Source organism: Flavobacterium sp. CYK-55 (assembly GCF_018413465.1).
Taxonomy (GTDB): Bacteria; Bacteroidota; Bacteroidia; order Flavobacteriales; family Flavobacteriaceae; genus Flavobacterium.
Map to the genome: position 1 here is coordinate 25,988 of NZ_JAHCDK010000007.1, position 15,261 is coordinate 41,248.

Here is a 15,261-nt window from a genome sequence, read left to right on the forward strand (position 1 = left end):
CCCGCCTTTTGAGCGGGATTTTTATTTTAAGGACACGTTTTGTCTAAATAATTTTTCTTTCCGGAGCTACAGGTGGGTATTAAATCATAAGGATAGGGCTCTCCGGTAGCCGGGTTTTTTATTTCAAATCTGGTTAAATATCCATCACCATCATCATCGGTATCATTGTAGTCATAAATTCCATCATCGTCGGTGTCGTCATCAAAAACTCCGTCGCCGTTAATATCTTCATACATAGACAAAATACCATCTCCATCTTGATCCATTCGAACCACATCATACAGCTTAAAAGTAAACATCAACGGAGAATACGACGGAATAAAACCCGGTTGTCCTGATACACCACGAGTTTGATTGTAGTAAGCCAAACCTGAAGGAATAAACATAACTCCTGCTCCAAAATTATTATATAAAGTAGGCTCACCCTCAATAATAGTTTTGGTACCGGCCTTAAACAAAGGAATAATTTCGGTCCAACCTCTGATTACCGAGTTTAACACAAACGGATCATCCGGATAAGGATTATTTTCAAACTGTTTTGAATCTGCGATAGTTCCTGATGAATAATAAAGGTACGAACCTCTGTATGAAACCGTAGCTTTATCTACACGAGTTGGCGCAACACCGGCAGCATAATCTTCGCGGAGTTTGAGATAATAGATGGTGTAGGTTATTTCGTCAAGCTCAACTTCTTTAGAAAATAATTTAGGATAAGTGGTGCTGGTTTGTAAATCCCAAATTGAGGTTTGGGTTCCCCCTTCGGGGATTGCCGCAATGGTGATATCTTGATCGTCATAACCACTTGTGTTTTGAATATTCTGGATGTAATGTGTTTGAAGGTATTTTTGCATCAAAGCAATATCTTCATCAAATTGATCTTGAAAATCACGAAGAACAACCGTTGAAGAATCATCAGATTTATTACAAGAAAATAAAACGACGGATAAAGATAGTAGGAAATAAAACTTAAATTTGCTCATTATAACCTTGAGTTTAGTGCGGCGCAAGATACGACATTGATTTATTTATGTAAAGTATTTAACGTCTATTTTAGTTTTTCATGAGAGTCGATAAATATTTATGGTGCGTTCGGTATTATAAAACCAGAAACATGGTTACCGAAGCTTGCAAAAAAAATCACGTTACCGTTAACGGACAAGTGGCCAAGCCGGCCAAAGAGGTTTTTCCGGGTGATGTTGTGACTTTTCGAAAAGATCAAATCACTTATACCTTAACGGTTTTGGACATTCCAGAAAATCGCGTGGGCGCGAAGTTGGTAGATATTTACCGAAAAGACCAAACGCCTGAATCGGCTTTTGAACACCTTGAATTGCTTAAAATTTCGAAGATGCATTACCGCAAAACCGGTGATGGGAGGCCAACAAAAAAAGACCGTCGTGACTTATATGACTTCACCGAAGAAATTGATTTTGAAGACCTTTAATTAATACATTATGCAAAACATTATTCTCAACCACCAAGAAATTGAGCATAAAACCAAGCGAATTGCCTATCAAATCTGCGAAAGTTTTGATTCTTCATCGGTAGTTATCATCGCTGGAATTTCAAAGAATGGTTATGTATTGGCTGAAAAAATCGAGCAATTGCTCAAAGAAATTTCTGATTTAGAAGTAGTATTGTGCGAAGTTATTGTTGACAAACAAAACCCTACGCTACCGGTAAAAACATCTATTACTGAGAAAGAATACGAAAATAAAGGTTTGGTTTTGGTTGATGATGTTTTGAATTCAGGAACAACACTTATTTATGCGGTTCGACACTTTTTAAATGTTCCGCTCAACAAATTCAAAACGGCTGTTTTGGTGGATAGAAACCACAAAAAATATCCGGTAAAAGCTGATTTCAAAGGAATTTCACTGAGTACCACGTTACAAGAACACGTTCAAGTAGTTTTTGATGCGTCCGGCAACTATGCTTATCTATCTTAAAACACTCATTATTTTTTGAACTACTTGCTCTTCATTGAGTTGGTCCGTGTTAATAATATGTGTTGCCTGCTGATAAAAAAAGCTGCGTTCAAACAAATGAGGCCCAATAAATTGTCTGAGTTCTTGCTCAGACTTTCCTGAAATAACCGGCCTTTCAGCTTTTGACCGCTTAAGTCGATCTAATAAAACTTCAGTAGAGGTTTTTAAATAAAAAGAATGAACGTTTGCGCCTATGAGAAGCTTGTGGTTGTTAGCATAGCAAGGTGTTCCACCACCCAAACTCATAATAAAGTTATCTTCTGATTGCAAAAGCTCAGCAAAAAGTAAGTGCTCTTTTTTGCGAAAATAGATTTCGCCTTTGGTTTTAAAAATCTCATCAATAGACATTTGCTCAGTTTGTTCAATAACTTGATCGAGATCCAACCATTTTAAAGACATTTTTTCAGACAATAATTGTGCAATGGTAGACTTACCAGAACCCATATAACCGAGCAAAATTATTTTTTTCATACAGATAAATCCTTATGAATTAAGGCGTTAAAACGAAATATTAAAAAAACCCAAATTTAAAATAAAATTGCTTTGATAAATTAATAATTAGGTCATATATTTGCACCCGCGTTAAAGAAATGACTTTTGACTTGGTAGCTCAGTTGGTAGAGCACATCACTTTTAATGATGGGGTCCTGGGTTCGAGCCCCAGCCAGGTCACAAAATTCGACAGAAAAATTTAACGCCGACTTGGTAGCTCAGTTGGTAGAGCACATCACTTTTAATGATGGGGTCCTGGGTTCGAGCCCCAGCCAGGTCACTAAAGTCGTTCACAAGTGGATGACTTTTTTTATTTCGGCCACGTGGAGAAATTGGTAGACTCGCCATCTTGAGGGGGTGGTGTCGCAAGACGTGTCAGTTCGAATCTGATCGTGGTCACATTTACTTCGTCCGTTCGCTATCGCTCGGGTGATATTAAGAGGAGACCCAAGACCGAAAGGTCGAATTGTATGGAGCTCCTGCGAAATAAATGTCCGGTGGACATTCGGGAAAAACCTAAACGCATTTCTATTATTGAAGTGCGTTTTTTTGTTTTAAAAAAATTTTCAAAGCGGAGCTTTGAAGATGGCCGCCAGGCAATCTGATCTTCAACTCTGAAAACGAGATAACTATTTACTCTACTTTTTTTAAATTAAAATCAATCAAATACCGGAGCTTTGAAGATGGCCGCCAGGCAATCTGATCGTGGTTACATTTACTTCGTCCGTTCGCTATCGCTCGGGTGACTCGAGCAAAGCGAACTGGCGAAGCATATTAAGAGGAGACCCAAGACCGAAAGGTCGAATTATATGGAGCTCCTGCGAAATAAATGTCCGGTGGACATTCGGCAAAAACTTAAACGCATTTCTATTATTGAAGTGCGTTTTTTTGTTTTGAAACAATCGCAAGATAATTGTGTAATAAAACCAGCTCTTCTTACAAACTAAACAAATCCAAAAATTAACACCTCTTTTTGTTTATCGTAGTGTAATTTGTTTATTTTTGTTTAACTTTTTTTAAATAAAGATGAACAATATCAAAACTGTATTAAGTATCAAAGACCTTGAAAACCTTTCAGGCATCAAGGCGCATACCATTAGAATATGGGAAAAAAGATACAATCTCCTTGAACCCGTCAGAACAGATACCAACATTCGCACTTATGACGTTTCATCACTGACCAAGCTTTTAAATGTAACATTGCTCATCAATCACGGTTATAAAATTTCTAAGATTTCTAAATACAATTCTGAACAAATTTCTCATTTGGTAAAAGATATTACTACCAAAATCAACAGCAACAGTCACGCGGTTTCGGCTTTTAAAAGGTCGATGATGGAATTTGATCAATCGCTCTTTTTTAGAACTTATGACGAACTTTTAGCAGAAAAAACTTTTAGAGAAGTATTTTATCAAGTGTTCATACCGCTTATTGAAGAAATAGGTTTACTGTGGCAAACCAACACCATTTTACCCGCCCACGAACATTTTATCAGCTACCTTATCAAGCAAAAAATATTGGTCAACACTGCGCTAATTCAAACCAACCCACCTACCAAAACAGACACGGTTTTTGTCCTTTATTTACCGATGCATGAAATTCATGAATTGGGCATCATGTATCTCAACTACGAGATTTTATCGCTGGGCTATCAATCAGTATTTCTGGGAGAAAGTTTACCGGTTGAAAATCTAAAAGAGTTCACACAAATATTTGACGATGTTACCTTTCTAACCTATTTTACTGTTGAACCAAATCCGGATGAAATTGATTCTTACATCAGCAACATTCGCAAAAACATCTTGACCAATAATTCAAAATTGTGGATCACCGGTAGATTGGCCGCAAAAATAGATCCTAAAAATACAGACCATCAACTCAGAACTTTTAGCAGTATTGCCGAAATCATCAACGAAATTTCATGAGAAAAAACATTCAAATAATAGGCTCCGGATTTTCGTCAATGGCGGCTGCGTGCTATCTGGCAAAGGCCGGGCATCAAGTAACGGTTCATGAGCAAAATAGTACCGTTGGTGGACGTGCGCGACAATTAAAACGCGATGGTTTTACTTTTGACATTGGCCCGACTTGGTATTGGATGCCCGATATTTTTGAACGATTTTTTGCTGATTTTGGCAAGAAACCTTCAGATTATTATTCCCTAAAAAAATTAGCTCCTGCCTATCGCGTTTACTTTAGTGACGGAACCTACGTAACCATATCTGATTCGCTAGATGAAATAGCCCAAACCTTTGAATCTATCGAAGCCGGAAGCGGCAAAAAACTCAAAAAATTCATTGAATCTGCGCGCGAAAATTATCAAATTGCCATTGGTGATTTGGTCTATCGTCCCGGGCAATCTTTTACAGAACTCATCACTTGGGAAACCTTTAAAAAGTGTGGCTTGTTTCTCAAAAACATCAGTTCAGAAATGCGTCGACAATTCAAAAATGAAAAGCTCATTCGCATTCTTGAATTTCCGGTTTTGTTTCTCGGAGCCAAACCATCTGACACGCCTTACTTTTACAATTTTATGAATTATGCCGATTTCGGGCTTGGAACTTGGCATCCTGAAAACGGCATGTATGGTGTGGTTCAGGCCATCGAAAAATTGGCGCGTGAATTAGGTGTACAATTTGAATGTAACAGCAAAATTTCTGAAATAAAAGTCGAAAACAATCAAGCTGTTGGCATGGTCGCTAACGGAATTTTTAGAGCTGCCGATGTGGTTTTGAGCGGCGCTGATTATCACCACACTGAAAGTTTACTTCCGCAAGCCAACCGACAATTCAGCGAAAAATATTGGGATCAAAAGACTTTTGCCCCGTCATCATTGTTGTTTTATGTTGGATTTGACCAAAAAATCAAAAATGTGGAGCATCATACTTTGTTCTTTGATGCCGATTTTGATGCGCATGCCTCAGCAATTTATGACCGTGCAAAATGGCCTGAAGACCCGATGTTTTATGCAAGTTTCCCAACTATTACCGATCAAACGGTAGCACCAAATGGTCAAGAAGCCGCTATATTTTTGATTCCGTTGGCTCCCGATCTCGAAGACAGTGAAGCATTGCGTGAAAAATATTTTGACATTTTAATCCATCGATTAGAAAAACACACCCAACAATCGCTCAGAAATTCTATTGTTTTTAAAGAATCTTTTGGCATCAATGATTTTAAAGAACACTACAATTCATATAAAGGAAATGCCTACGGACTGGCCAACACACTGTTGCAAACAGCTTTTTTAAGGCCTGGTCTCAAAAGCAAAAAAATCAATCAACTCTATTTTACCGGACAACTCACCGTGCCCGGACCCGGCGTGCCTCCTGCCCTTATTTCCGGCAAACTCGCAGCTGGTTTAATCCAAAAAAATCAATAATCATGAAAGCATTATTTGACACCGTTTCGCATCAATGTAGTCGCGCTGTAACCAAAACCTACAGCACTTCTTTTTCTACAGCAGTGCAATTGTTGGCCCCGAGTATTCGACAAGATGTATACAATATTTACGGATTTGTTCGTTTGGCTGATGAAATCGTTGACAGTTTTCACGATTATGACAAACCGGCCTTGTTTGCACAATTTGAAGTTGATTTAGAAAATGCTTTAAAGCAGAAGATTAGTCTAAATCCGGTGCTCAATGCTTTTCAGTATACAGTGCACAAATATGACATTCCGCATGAACTCATTGATGCTTTTATGAAAAGTATGAAAGCCGATTTGACCAAAACGGTTTATCAATCGCAAGCTGAATATGAAGATTATATTTATGGTTCGGCTGATGTGGTTGGGCTGATGTGTCTCAAGGTTTTTGTTAAAGGAAACAATCAAAAATACAATGAACTCAAAGCTTCTGCGATGAAATTGGGATCTGCCTTTCAGAAAGTTAATTTCTTGCGTGATCTTAAAGCTGATTTTGAACAACTCAACAGAACTTATTTTCCGAATACTGATTTAACCGAGCTCAACGAACAAGCCAAACAGCAAATTATTGAAGAAATTGAAGCCGATTTCAAAGCCGGTTATGAAGGCATCGTTCTTTTGCCACTTGAAGCTAAACTCGGAGTATATACTGCATATGTTTACTACAAAAAACTATTGGCTAAACTCAAACAAACTCCATCTACGCAAATCAAACAAACGCGTATTAGAGTTCCTGATTATGAAAAATACGGCCTATTTGCCAAATGCTATTTGAGTTATAAATTGAAATTTATTTAAGAATTATGATGGTTCAAATATTCGCTTTTTTACTGACTTTTTGCATAATGGAATTTATGGCTTGGTTCAGTCACAAGTATATTATGCACGGATTCTTGTGGCATTTGCACGCTGACCACCACAAAAAAGATCACGATTCGTGGTTTGAGCGCAACGATGCCTTTTTTATTTTTTATGCCGTGGTGAGCATTTGCTTTTTCTTATTGTGGCAATATGATATTTTATTTGTTGGTTTGGCTATTGGTCTGGGGATTTTCGCTTACGGATGCGCCTATTTTCTGGTTCACGATATTTTTATTCACCAACGGATTAAATGGTTCCGAAATGCCAACAATCGATATGCTAAAGCCGTGCGACGTGCCCACAAAATGCATCACAAACACATTGGCAAAGAAGATGGAGAATGTTTTGGAATGCTCGTGGTTCCGTTCAAATACTTTAAAAATTAAATAAAAAAAGCCTTCTGAATTTGAAGGCTTTTTTGTTTGTAAAATGGGATTGTTTTAAGGAGTCATAATGGATTGAAGCGGTTTGAGTTGTTCCATATCAATGTTGGCATTTTTCAAAACCGAAACCATCTCAAGAATCGAATTCGGATTCATATCTTGACCCAAAACACGTACAATTGCGAATCCGTTTTCAGAACGATTGGCATAAATAATGAATTCACTGATGTGATCATCAGGCCCGACATAACATACCGATGCGCCGTCTTTACCCGAGCCGACTTTGATGAGTTCTTGATACTCGGGATTTTTAAGAATCGCTCCAATTTTGACACGCTCAGCTTCAAACTCCTTGAGGTTATTCGCATTGCGTTTAAAAGCCAAAACATTCACTTTTTTAAATGATGTCAAAGCTTGTTTTTGCTCATCTGTCAATTGATTTGTATTTACTTTGAGAATACTCGGAGAAATATCCAGCGAAATAAAATCTTTCTTCTCGGCATTCTCAACAAAATATTTTTGCAAGCTTGGATTTTGGTTACAACTGACCAACAATGCAAACCAACCCAAAATTGTATAGGCTAATATCTTTTTCATCTTACTTTGGGCCTTTGGGACCTTTGGGGCCTTTGGTTGCTTTTTTTAATTCATTTCCTCCGGGAAAACGCATTTTATCAGTCAAGAGTGAAATTTCGTCTAAATCAAAATTACCCGTGAGCGACATCAGAACTGTGTCATCGTTTTTGCCTCCGCCCTCAATAAACATCAAGAGCTCTCTAATTTGCGTATCCTTAGCGCCTGATTTTACTAAGATTTTAATGTTTTTTCCAGCATCATTTACACGCATCAACTCTTCTAGATTGGCTGATTTAATGTATTGATTTGCTGCCGCTCGCATCTCATTTTCAACCCGTGTACTTTTGGTGGTAAACACTTTTAAATTGTCGAGTTTTTTGATCAGATTTAAATATTGCTGCGCTTCTTTATCGCTGGCATCCATTTTTACTTTCCCCATCAAATCAAACATTTTTTTGTTGACAATGATTGATGTTACATCGTCTTGTCCGTCAAATTTGTCAAAGGCGCTTTGAGCGAACACAGTAGCCGAAAACACGACGGCCATTAAGGTAATTGCGATTTTTTTCATGATTTTAAAATTTTGATTGATTCATTATTAATTGATGATTGATTACTCCGTAATGAAAATTTTGTCTTTGGTTTCTTCATAAGTTTCTATGTATTGGATGCTGCTCACCCCCACATTTACATGTCCTGACAGCAATTCTAATGCTTTGCGCGTTTCTTTAAAAGCTACTTCAGGATTGTTGTACGTTCCGTATTGCGTAGGGTTGTTCACCGGAGCTGAAGACTGATTCGCCGTCCAATAACCAACGCCCAACAAAACAGCTACTGAGGCCGCAGCCCAATATATTTTTCGGGTTTTTCTTTTAAAAGTAAACCTTTGATTTAAAACTATTTTTTGCTCTTTTTCTTGATTGAAGTAAGCAAACATAGGCTGATATTCTTTGAGATGTTCGGCTACTAAATCTGTCGAAAAATAAGCGCGCAACTGTTGTTCTTGCGCTAATGTTGTTTCGCCGTCAAAGTATTTTTCTAATAGTTGTTCAATTACTGCTAATTCCATACTGATGGGTTTTGGTCATATATTCGCGAATGGCTTTTCGTCCGCGAGAAAGTGCCACTCGAATGGCGGTTTCATTCATGTCGAGTATTTGGGCAATTTCTGAAAATTCATATTGTTCAATATCGCGCAATTGTATGATGAGTTTTTGCTGTTCGGGTAACTCATTGAGTCCGCGCTCCATCCATTGCAAATTGTCATACGCCTCGATGTGTCTGAGCACGCCCGCTTGTTTGTCAGCATATTGATGATGTTCAAGAGTGAGTTGCGATGCGCGTTTTGATTTGAGTTGATCCAAACAATAATTTTTGGTGATGGTCATAGCCAAAGCTTCAACACTGTTGTATTGTTCAAGGCTGTCGTTTTTGTTCCAGAGGCGCATCATCACTTCTTGAGTAGCATCTTCGGCTTCTTCGGCACTCACCAACAATCGTTTGGCCAGGCGATAAACCTTATCCTTAAACGGATTGATGAGACGTACAAACTCTTGACTATTCATTCTGCTGTTTTAATCAACTTGAGGCAAGACGAGCCACCTATAGTTTTGTTACAAGACCACAATTAATAATTTGAATTTAGGTAAATTTACCGAGTTGTTGCGCGACAAATTATGAAAAAAACACTGCTCATTTCAGTTTTCATCACTTTAATTACTTGTACTCTTAGTTGTGAAGTTCAAGATGACAACCATGTTCCAGAATCGATTCAGGCACAGAATTTTGTCTGGAAAGGACTCAATTTATATTACTTATGGCAAACTGATGTGCCCGATTTAGCGGATAATCGCTTTAGCAATCAAGAGGGTCTGAATCAGTTTTTAAAAACCTACAACGATCCAAAAGTTTTATTTCAGGATTTGCTCAACAAACCGGTGAGTCAATATCCAAACTCGGGTGAATCCATAGACCGATTTAGCGTTATTTTTTCAGATTATACCCAACTTGAAGGCATCCTATCAGGAACCACTTTAAACAATGGTGCCGAAATCGGATTATACTACAAAAACAACTCACAAACTGATATTTTCGGAGTGGTTCGCTATATTTTGCCCGGTTCTGATGCCGCCCTCAAAAATGTTCAACGAGGCGATCTTTTTTATGCGATTGACGGAACAGCTTTAACAGTCAATAATTACCGAACGCTCTTATCATCCAATAGCTATACCTTGTATTTAGCCCATTATGACAGCGGCAACATTACGCCCAACGGACAAAGTGTTACTTTGACTAAATCTGTCATTTCTGAAAACCCGGTGCATATTACTTCAGTAATTCAATCAGGCGCGCATCGGATTGGTTATTTGATGTATAACGGATTTTATCCACAATATGAATCAGCACTCAACCAAGCGTTTGCCGAGCTTAAATCAGCCGGAATTACCGAATTGGTTTTGGATTTACGATACAACTCAGGCGGATCCATCGCTACCGCTACCCGACTGGCCAGTATGATTACCGGACAATTCAGCGGACAAGTTTTTGCCAAAGAACAATGGAATGCCAAAATAGAATCATACTACAACAGCCATGGATTGAGTGACCGTTTCTACAACCGATTTACCACCGATTTAGGCAATGGCGAAAACATCCAAAGTATACAACTTAATAAAATTTGGATATTGACTTCAAAAGCAACGGCTTCGGCCAGCGAACTAGTCATCAACGGACTCAAACCGTATATCCAAGTAATTCAAATAGGCGATGCAACCGTGGGCAAAAATGTAGGTTCAATTACTTTGTATGATTCTCCCAATTTCAGTAAAAACGGAGCCAACACAAAGCACAAATATGCCATGCAACCACTGGTACTCAAAGTGGTCAACAAAGACGGCTTTGGGAATTATATCAATGGTTTAGCTCCCAATTTTGAATACAAAGAAAACTTAGGACAGATGGGCGTTTTGGGTCAAGCTGACGAACCTTTACTACAAAAAGCCATTCAAAATATTTCAGGCGCAGGCAGAAGCTCACTCAGACCTGGCCGCGATTTCAAAATGTTCCAAGACCAACGCATTGAAGCCCAACTCAAGTCTGAAATGTACAAAACCGCTGCAATCCTTCCATAAAAAAAAGGCCCTGTTTCCAGAGCCTTGATTTTATAAGTTGAAGTAAAATCCGTTGGGAGCAACCTCTGTATCGATGGTTTTGAGCAAAGTACCAATCGCGATACCTCCATCGCCTGATGAATAAATCAAAGCTTGTCCGCTTTCATTAAATCCTTTGGCATCGGCTATATAAACTCGGTTGTTTCTCACCGCAAATCCGTAGATATTGACAGCTGACGAAGTAAATGATTTAGCAGTAGGCAAATCAGTAGCCGTGAGTGGCATTTTGAATATATCTTTCCCAACAACATAAAAAACAGAATTACCATACACCGTAAAATGATTGATGTGTTTTTTATCCGTCAAAGAAAAAGTTTTTACCACGGTTTGACTACTCAAATCAATTTTCATGATTTTACCTTCATTTTCATCAGCGGCTACCGGGTAACTCGATTTTCCGTTGCAAGAAACCCATAAAGCGCCATTGTCGTCTATCACAAGGTTATCAGGCATATCGCCAACTGCAATAGAACCAGTGACTGATTGAGTTGATGGGTCAATAACGGTAATGCTATTCCCTACTTGTCCCAAATCATTATGCGCTACATAAATTTTACCGTTATGCGCAATGATTTTATTTGGAGCATCAGCAACCGAAATAGTACTTTCAACAGTATTACTGCCTAAATTAATCACTGATACATACCCTGAACCGCCAAATGCCGAAGACCAATTGGTCACAAAAGCTTTCCCATTGGTAAAAGCAATGTAACGCGGAAAACTGAGTCCGCTGGTAATAGAGCCCACTTTCTTGAAAGTATAGCGATTGACCACCTCAATTTTGTTAGAATTATTGACTACAATATAAGCCAAATCACCATTAAAACCAATGCTTTGAGCTACATCACCCAGTTCTTGACCCGTGTTCTCAGTTTTAAAAATTTCATGATTCACTTCGGTCATGTCAAACGATAAATAAGTTACTTCGGCATCATTATCCGCTGAATATTTACCTTCATTGAGCACCAATATCCCGCTGTCGTAATCGCCTTTGGGCGTATAGCTATTTGACTCGGTTTCGTTTGAACATGAAGCCAGTGATAATATTCCGGCAATGGCTAAAAAAAATACTTTGTTGATTTTCATAATTATAGTTTGATATCTAATTGTAATTGATAATTTCTGCCCGGCATGGGGCTTCCGGGTACACTTTGGTACAATTCATTTGAAATATTCTGTATTTGAACACCCAAAGTCCAACCAAAACCGGCTGTAAAGTGATAAAAAACGCCCGCATTGGCTACTGCATAAGGTGTTAAAGCTGCCTTGTGATCGGCAAGTGTGTATACTTTTCCTGAATAAACCAGTTGGCTGTAACAACGAAAACCTTTAAAAACATAAGCCAAACTTGCGGTACATTTATGCATCGGAACATAGGTAAGTTGCAATTGTCGCTTTTGATCTTCTGAAACCGTATAACCATAACCGGCTTGTAATTCCAGCTGATGTTGCTCCATAACAAATCGGTTTTTAAACGAAGATTCAAAACCATAAGCTTTTACCGAAGCCACATTTACCGGGCTCCAAATACTGCCATTTTGGGGTTGCCACTGAATCAAATCTTGCATTTGGTTGTGATAAGCTGTAAAAGTGAATTGCATTTTTCTATACGTAAATTCCTGACCCAACTCAAATTGAAAAGAATTTTCGGCTTTTAAATCTGGGTTTCCTCCGGGCTGCCAAAACAAATCGTTAAAAGTGGGCATTCTGAAATTGCGTGATATATTCGTGCGAATTGTATAGCTTTTGAGCGGCTGGTATACCGTTCCGACCGAAAACAAAAACGGGCTTTTGTAGGCCGAAGTTTGCTCTTGACGGATGCTGACTTCACCCGATAATTTTGAACTGAAATTGATTTTGGCCAGCAAAGTTCCCGCGCCAATTTGGCGTTTTGATTGGCCGATGTTAGCTCCAACAGCGCGTGTTTCGAAATATGAAACTACTGATTGCAGCTCAAATTTTCGACTGAATTGATACGACAACTCAGATTGCACTAAATAAGTTTGTGCCCGAGATGATTGAACATCCTGCAAATTATAATCAAAATAATATTGATATTGTTCAGATAAAAATGCGCCTTTGAGCTGGCTTTTGAATCGGGCTTTTTGATAATTCCAACTGAGCAAACTTCGCTGGTTTAAATCGCGATACATACTTTTGGGCGATGAACCGATTGGGCCCGTAAAATGCCTTTGTTCATCATACGTTTGGGTATACAATTGAATGGATTGATGGCGGCTAAATTGATAACCCGCCTGTGCATTCAAACTCAAATTTTGGTATTGCCCATTTTGATTTTTGAGCCCCGAAGTGTTCAACAGCGGATAATTATTCTCAGAGCGATTCATTGAGACAGCACCGCCAACACTCCAATTTTGACTGCCTGCACTGAGTTTGTAGTTGGCTGAAGAAGTTTCAAAACTGCCATAATTAAGTTGCAGATTTTGCTTGAAATGTTGCCCAAACAACAAGTCATTATTCAAATGCACACTTCCACCAATAGCGCTGCTACCGTAAGCTACACTTCCGCCACCGGCTTGAATAACTACTTGATCAAAATTCCAAGCATTGATGGTATTAAAATCAGTCTGACCGTTGAATTGCGAATTGATGTTGATTCCGTTCCAAATCACAGCGGTTTGTTGTGCGGTAGTTCCTCTAAAGGTAGGAGATGAAACCATACCGTAACCGTTTTGTTTCAACGAAATCAAACTGTTGAATTGCAACAATTGCGTGAGTGAAGCCGGTTGTAAACTAATGACCGAATCATTGAGTGTTTGCTTTGAGAGCGCCCGGGTATTGGACCATAGCCGAGTATCTGAAACTACTACTTCGCGCAAGGGTACAATGCTGTCATGTTGCGCCCAACCCAATGAACACAAGAGTAAAAAAGCAAACGGTATGATCTTGTTTATCTTCATAATTTTCTGAATCTTTTTTCCCGAAGATTCGAAACTTTTAAAAATAAAGGCAGGTCTCCTGGCTTGCGTCTTGTTGTTTACCTTCCCATCACTTATGACAGTGGTTTTGTAGCTTACAACAAGCTTAATAGCTTACAGTTGCGGGTACAGCTCAGGTTTTGAACCTGATTCCCTTTTCATGCGTTGGAACTTTCAACGCAACCTTCATTCGCTGGCAAAGATAGTTGCATTGCTGGGATAAAAAAATAAAATTTGATTTTTAAAATTCAATCCATATACCTTTGCAGAGCCAACTTGAGCTTATGAAAACCATCCGCATATTTGTATTTCTGTCTTTTTTGAGTCTGCTTTTGAACGCTTGTCATCCAGCCAAAAAACCAGAGGCAACTGCCGCAAACGTTAGCAATAGCATCAAATACGCGCAAGGCCTTTCGATTCAAAAATGCAGTGGTTATTCAGTGGTTAAAGTTTCAAATCCATGGCCCAATGCCCAACAAACTTTTACCTACATTCTCAAAGAAAAAAATGCTGTCATTCCTGAATCTTTAAAAAAACATACGCTGATTTCGGTGCCGATTCAAACCGTTGTCGTTACCTCAACCACGCATATTCCGTCGCTTGAAATGTTGGGGGTTGAAAAAACATTGGTGGGATTTCCACAGCTTGATTATATTTCATCATCTAAAGTGCGCGCCTTGATTGATGCTCAGAAAGTCAAAGAATTGGGCACCAACCAAAACCTCAACACTGAAGCCTTACTCGATTTACAGCCTGATTTAATTGTGGGTTACGGCATTGACGGAGTAAATCCAACGCTTGATTTATTACAAAAAAGCGGGCTCAAAGTAATGCTCAACGGCGATTGGAACGAGGCTACCCCGCTGGGAAAAGCCGAATGGATCAAATTCTTCGGGGCTTTATACGGCAAAGAAAAATTAGCCAACGAAATATTTTCATCTATTGAAAAAAATTATTTGTCAACCAAACAAAAAGTACTTACAAGCAGCTATAAACCCACGGTAATGGCAGGTGCGCTCTATGAAAACCAATGGTATTTACCGCACGGAAACAGTTGGGGTTCGTTGTTTATCAAAGATGCCGGAGCTGATTATTTATGGGCTGATTCAAAAGGCACCGGAAGCTTGTCGTTATCCTTTGAAACTGTTCTTGAAAAAGCCGTCAACGCCGATGTTTGGATAGGGCCTTCGCAATATACTTCGTTGGCCGAGATGCAAAAAGACAATCCGCATTATGCGCAATTCAAAGCATTCAAAAACAAACAAGTCTATTCATACAGCAATAAAAAAGGGGCAACCGGAGGCTTGATTTTTTACGAATGGGCGCCCAACAGACCTGATTGGGTTTTGGAAGATATGGTCAAGATTTTTCATCCGGAATTGATGCCTGATACTGACTTTCACTTTTTTGAACCACTCAAATAAC

Annotated in this window: 16 protein-coding genes, 3 tRNA genes and 1 riboswitch; of the genes, 11 read left to right on the forward strand and 8 right to left on the reverse strand. The window is 38.8% G+C overall.

Going from position 1 to position 15,261, the window contains the following annotated elements; translation table 11 throughout:
- Nucleotides 1-26: 26 nt before the first annotated feature.
- On the reverse strand, nucleotides 27-980 hold the full coding sequence (locus KIH23_RS08875; protein WP_213213129.1) for an FKBP-type peptidyl-prolyl cis-trans isomerase: 954 nt from the start codon (nucleotides 978-980) through the stop codon (nucleotides 27-29).
- An 80-nt stretch (nucleotides 981-1,060) separates the two neighbouring features.
- On the opposite strand from KIH23_RS08875, the gene KIH23_RS08880 reads away from it, so the two are divergent.
- Nucleotides 1,061-1,444, forward strand: coding sequence for an RNA-binding S4 domain-containing protein (locus KIH23_RS08880; RefSeq protein ID WP_213213130.1), 384 nt, complete (start codon nucleotides 1,061-1,063; stop codon nucleotides 1,442-1,444).
- A 7-nt stretch (nucleotides 1,445-1,451) separates the two neighbouring features.
- A complete protein-coding gene (locus tag KIH23_RS08885; RefSeq protein WP_213213231.1) occupies nucleotides 1,452-1,949 on the forward strand; it encodes a phosphoribosyltransferase domain-containing protein in 498 nt (165 codons plus the stop codon).
- Here KIH23_RS08885 and KIH23_RS08890 read toward each other — a convergent pair.
- The gene (locus KIH23_RS08890) at nucleotides 1,941-2,459 is read right to left on the reverse strand and encodes a shikimate kinase (protein WP_213213131.1); all 519 of its coding nucleotides are present in this window, start codon (nucleotides 2,457-2,459) and stop codon (nucleotides 1,941-1,943) included. The two genes, KIH23_RS08885 and KIH23_RS08890, sit on opposite strands and share 9 nt — an antisense overlap.
- A 128-nt stretch (nucleotides 2,460-2,587) precedes the next feature.
- Here KIH23_RS08890 and KIH23_RS08895 point away from each other — a divergent pair.
- The 7 genes from KIH23_RS08895 (at nucleotide 2,588) to KIH23_RS08925 (ending at nucleotide 7,154) form a co-directional block, all read left to right on the forward strand.
- Nucleotides 2,588-2,660: transfer RNA gene (locus tag KIH23_RS08895), tRNA-Lys, on the forward strand.
- 27 nt (nucleotides 2,661-2,687) lie between these two features.
- A tRNA-Lys gene (locus tag KIH23_RS08900) sits at nucleotides 2,688-2,760 on the forward strand.
- 37 nt (nucleotides 2,761-2,797) lie between these two features.
- Nucleotides 2,798-2,879, forward strand: a tRNA-Leu gene (locus KIH23_RS08905).
- A 627-nt stretch (nucleotides 2,880-3,506) separates the two neighbouring features.
- Nucleotides 3,507-4,406, forward strand: coding sequence for a MerR family transcriptional regulator (locus KIH23_RS08910; protein ID WP_213213132.1), 900 nt, complete (start codon nucleotides 3,507-3,509; stop codon nucleotides 4,404-4,406).
- The gene (locus KIH23_RS08915) at nucleotides 4,403-5,863 is read left to right on the forward strand and encodes a phytoene desaturase family protein (RefSeq protein ID WP_213213133.1); all 1,461 of its coding nucleotides are present in this window, start codon (nucleotides 4,403-4,405) and stop codon (nucleotides 5,861-5,863) included. Before KIH23_RS08910 ends, KIH23_RS08915 begins: the two co-directional genes overlap by 4 nt.
- A gap of 2 nt (nucleotides 5,864-5,865) precedes the next feature.
- Nucleotides 5,866-6,705, forward strand: coding sequence for a phytoene/squalene synthase family protein (locus KIH23_RS08920; protein WP_213213134.1), 840 nt, complete (start codon nucleotides 5,866-5,868; stop codon nucleotides 6,703-6,705).
- A gap of 47 nt (nucleotides 6,706-6,752) precedes the next feature.
- Nucleotides 6,753-7,154, forward strand: a complete 402-nt coding sequence (locus KIH23_RS08925) for a sterol desaturase family protein (RefSeq protein WP_249684875.1) — start codon at nucleotides 6,753-6,755, stop codon at nucleotides 7,152-7,154.
- Between the two features lie 54 nt (nucleotides 7,155-7,208).
- Here the strand turns inward: KIH23_RS08925 and KIH23_RS08930 are convergent, their stop codons facing one another.
- The 4 genes from KIH23_RS08930 to KIH23_RS08945 are packed head-to-tail and all read right to left on the reverse strand — an operon-like array spanning nucleotide 7,209 to nucleotide 9,292.
- A complete protein-coding gene (locus tag KIH23_RS08930; protein ID WP_213213136.1) occupies nucleotides 7,209-7,748 on the reverse strand; it encodes a DUF4252 domain-containing protein in 540 nt (179 codons plus the stop codon).
- Between the two features lies 1 nt (nucleotide 7,749).
- Complete coding sequence (locus KIH23_RS08935; RefSeq protein WP_213213137.1) at nucleotides 7,750-8,298, reverse strand: DUF4252 domain-containing protein; 549 nt, start codon at nucleotides 8,296-8,298, stop codon at nucleotides 7,750-7,752.
- Nucleotides 8,299-8,340: 42 nt separating this feature from the next.
- The gene (locus KIH23_RS08940) at nucleotides 8,341-8,796 is read right to left on the reverse strand and encodes a hypothetical protein (protein ID WP_213213138.1); all 456 of its coding nucleotides are present in this window, start codon (nucleotides 8,794-8,796) and stop codon (nucleotides 8,341-8,343) included.
- Nucleotides 8,777-9,292, reverse strand: coding sequence for an RNA polymerase sigma factor (locus tag KIH23_RS08945; protein WP_213213139.1), 516 nt, complete (start codon nucleotides 9,290-9,292; stop codon nucleotides 8,777-8,779). Before KIH23_RS08945 ends, KIH23_RS08940 begins: the two co-directional genes overlap by 20 nt.
- Nucleotides 9,293-9,403: 111 nt before the next feature.
- On the opposite strand from KIH23_RS08945, the gene KIH23_RS08950 reads away from it, so the two are divergent.
- Nucleotides 9,404-10,858 (forward strand): S41 family peptidase, encoded by a 1,455-nt coding sequence (locus tag KIH23_RS08950; RefSeq protein ID WP_213213140.1) that lies wholly within the window; start codon nucleotides 9,404-9,406, stop codon nucleotides 10,856-10,858.
- A gap of 30 nt (nucleotides 10,859-10,888) precedes the next feature.
- Here the strand turns inward: KIH23_RS08950 and KIH23_RS08955 are convergent, their stop codons facing one another.
- Entirely contained in the window at nucleotides 10,889-11,983 is a 1,095-nt protein-coding gene (locus tag KIH23_RS08955) for a YncE family protein (RefSeq protein WP_213213141.1), read from the reverse strand.
- Nucleotides 11,984-11,985: 2 nt separating this feature from the next.
- Nucleotides 11,986-13,818, reverse strand: a complete 1,833-nt coding sequence (locus KIH23_RS08960) for a TonB-dependent receptor plug domain-containing protein (protein WP_213213142.1) — start codon at nucleotides 13,816-13,818, stop codon at nucleotides 11,986-11,988.
- A 30-nt stretch (nucleotides 13,819-13,848) separates the two neighbouring features.
- Nucleotides 13,849-14,039: riboswitch (cobalamin riboswitch) on the reverse strand.
- An 81-nt stretch (nucleotides 14,040-14,120) separates the two neighbouring features.
- Here KIH23_RS08960 and KIH23_RS08965 point away from each other — a divergent pair.
- Nucleotides 14,121-15,260: an ABC transporter substrate-binding protein gene (locus KIH23_RS08965; protein WP_213213143.1), complete on the forward strand. Its 1,140-nt coding sequence runs from the start codon at nucleotides 14,121-14,123 to the stop codon at nucleotides 15,258-15,260.
- Nucleotide 15,261: the final 1 nt, after the last annotated feature.

What these genes read in the sequence shown, in the direction of transcription:
- KIH23_RS08875 (WP_213213129.1), bottom strand. Translation starts at nt 980, where the DNA reads ATGAGCAAATTTAAGTTTTATTTCCTACTATCTTTATCCGTCGTTTTA.
- KIH23_RS08880 (WP_213213130.1), top strand. Translation starts at nt 1,061, where the DNA reads ATGAGAGTCGATAAATATTTATGGTGCGTTCGGTATTATAAAACCAGA.
- KIH23_RS08890 (WP_213213131.1), bottom strand. Translation starts at nt 2,459, where the DNA reads ATGAAAAAAATAATTTTGCTCGGTTATATGGGTTCTGGTAAGTCTACC.
- KIH23_RS08910 (WP_213213132.1), top strand. Translation starts at nt 3,507, where the DNA reads ATGAACAATATCAAAACTGTATTAAGTATCAAAGACCTTGAAAACCTT.
- KIH23_RS08915 (WP_213213133.1), top strand. Translation starts at nt 4,403, where the DNA reads ATGAGAAAAAACATTCAAATAATAGGCTCCGGATTTTCGTCAATGGCG.
- KIH23_RS08920 (WP_213213134.1), top strand. Translation starts at nt 5,866, where the DNA reads ATGAAAGCATTATTTGACACCGTTTCGCATCAATGTAGTCGCGCTGTA.
- KIH23_RS08925 (WP_249684875.1), top strand. Translation starts at nt 6,753, where the DNA reads ATGGAATTTATGGCTTGGTTCAGTCACAAGTATATTATGCACGGATTC.
- KIH23_RS08930 (WP_213213136.1), bottom strand. Translation starts at nt 7,748, where the DNA reads ATGAAAAAGATATTAGCCTATACAATTTTGGGTTGGTTTGCATTGTTG.
- KIH23_RS08935 (WP_213213137.1), bottom strand. Translation starts at nt 8,298, where the DNA reads ATGAAAAAAATCGCAATTACCTTAATGGCCGTCGTGTTTTCGGCTACT.
- KIH23_RS08940 (WP_213213138.1), bottom strand. Translation starts at nt 8,796, where the DNA reads ATGGAATTAGCAGTAATTGAACAACTATTAGAAAAATACTTTGACGGC.
- KIH23_RS08945 (WP_213213139.1), bottom strand. Translation starts at nt 9,292, where the DNA reads ATGAATAGTCAAGAGTTTGTACGTCTCATCAATCCGTTTAAGGATAAG.
- KIH23_RS08950 (WP_213213140.1), top strand. Translation starts at nt 9,404, where the DNA reads ATGAAAAAAACACTGCTCATTTCAGTTTTCATCACTTTAATTACTTGT.
- KIH23_RS08955 (WP_213213141.1), bottom strand. Translation starts at nt 11,983, where the DNA reads ATGAAAATCAACAAAGTATTTTTTTTAGCCATTGCCGGAATATTATCA.
- KIH23_RS08960 (WP_213213142.1), bottom strand. Translation starts at nt 13,818, where the DNA reads ATGAAGATAAACAAGATCATACCGTTTGCTTTTTTACTCTTGTGTTCA.
- KIH23_RS08965 (WP_213213143.1), top strand. Translation starts at nt 14,121, where the DNA reads ATGAAAACCATCCGCATATTTGTATTTCTGTCTTTTTTGAGTCTGCTT.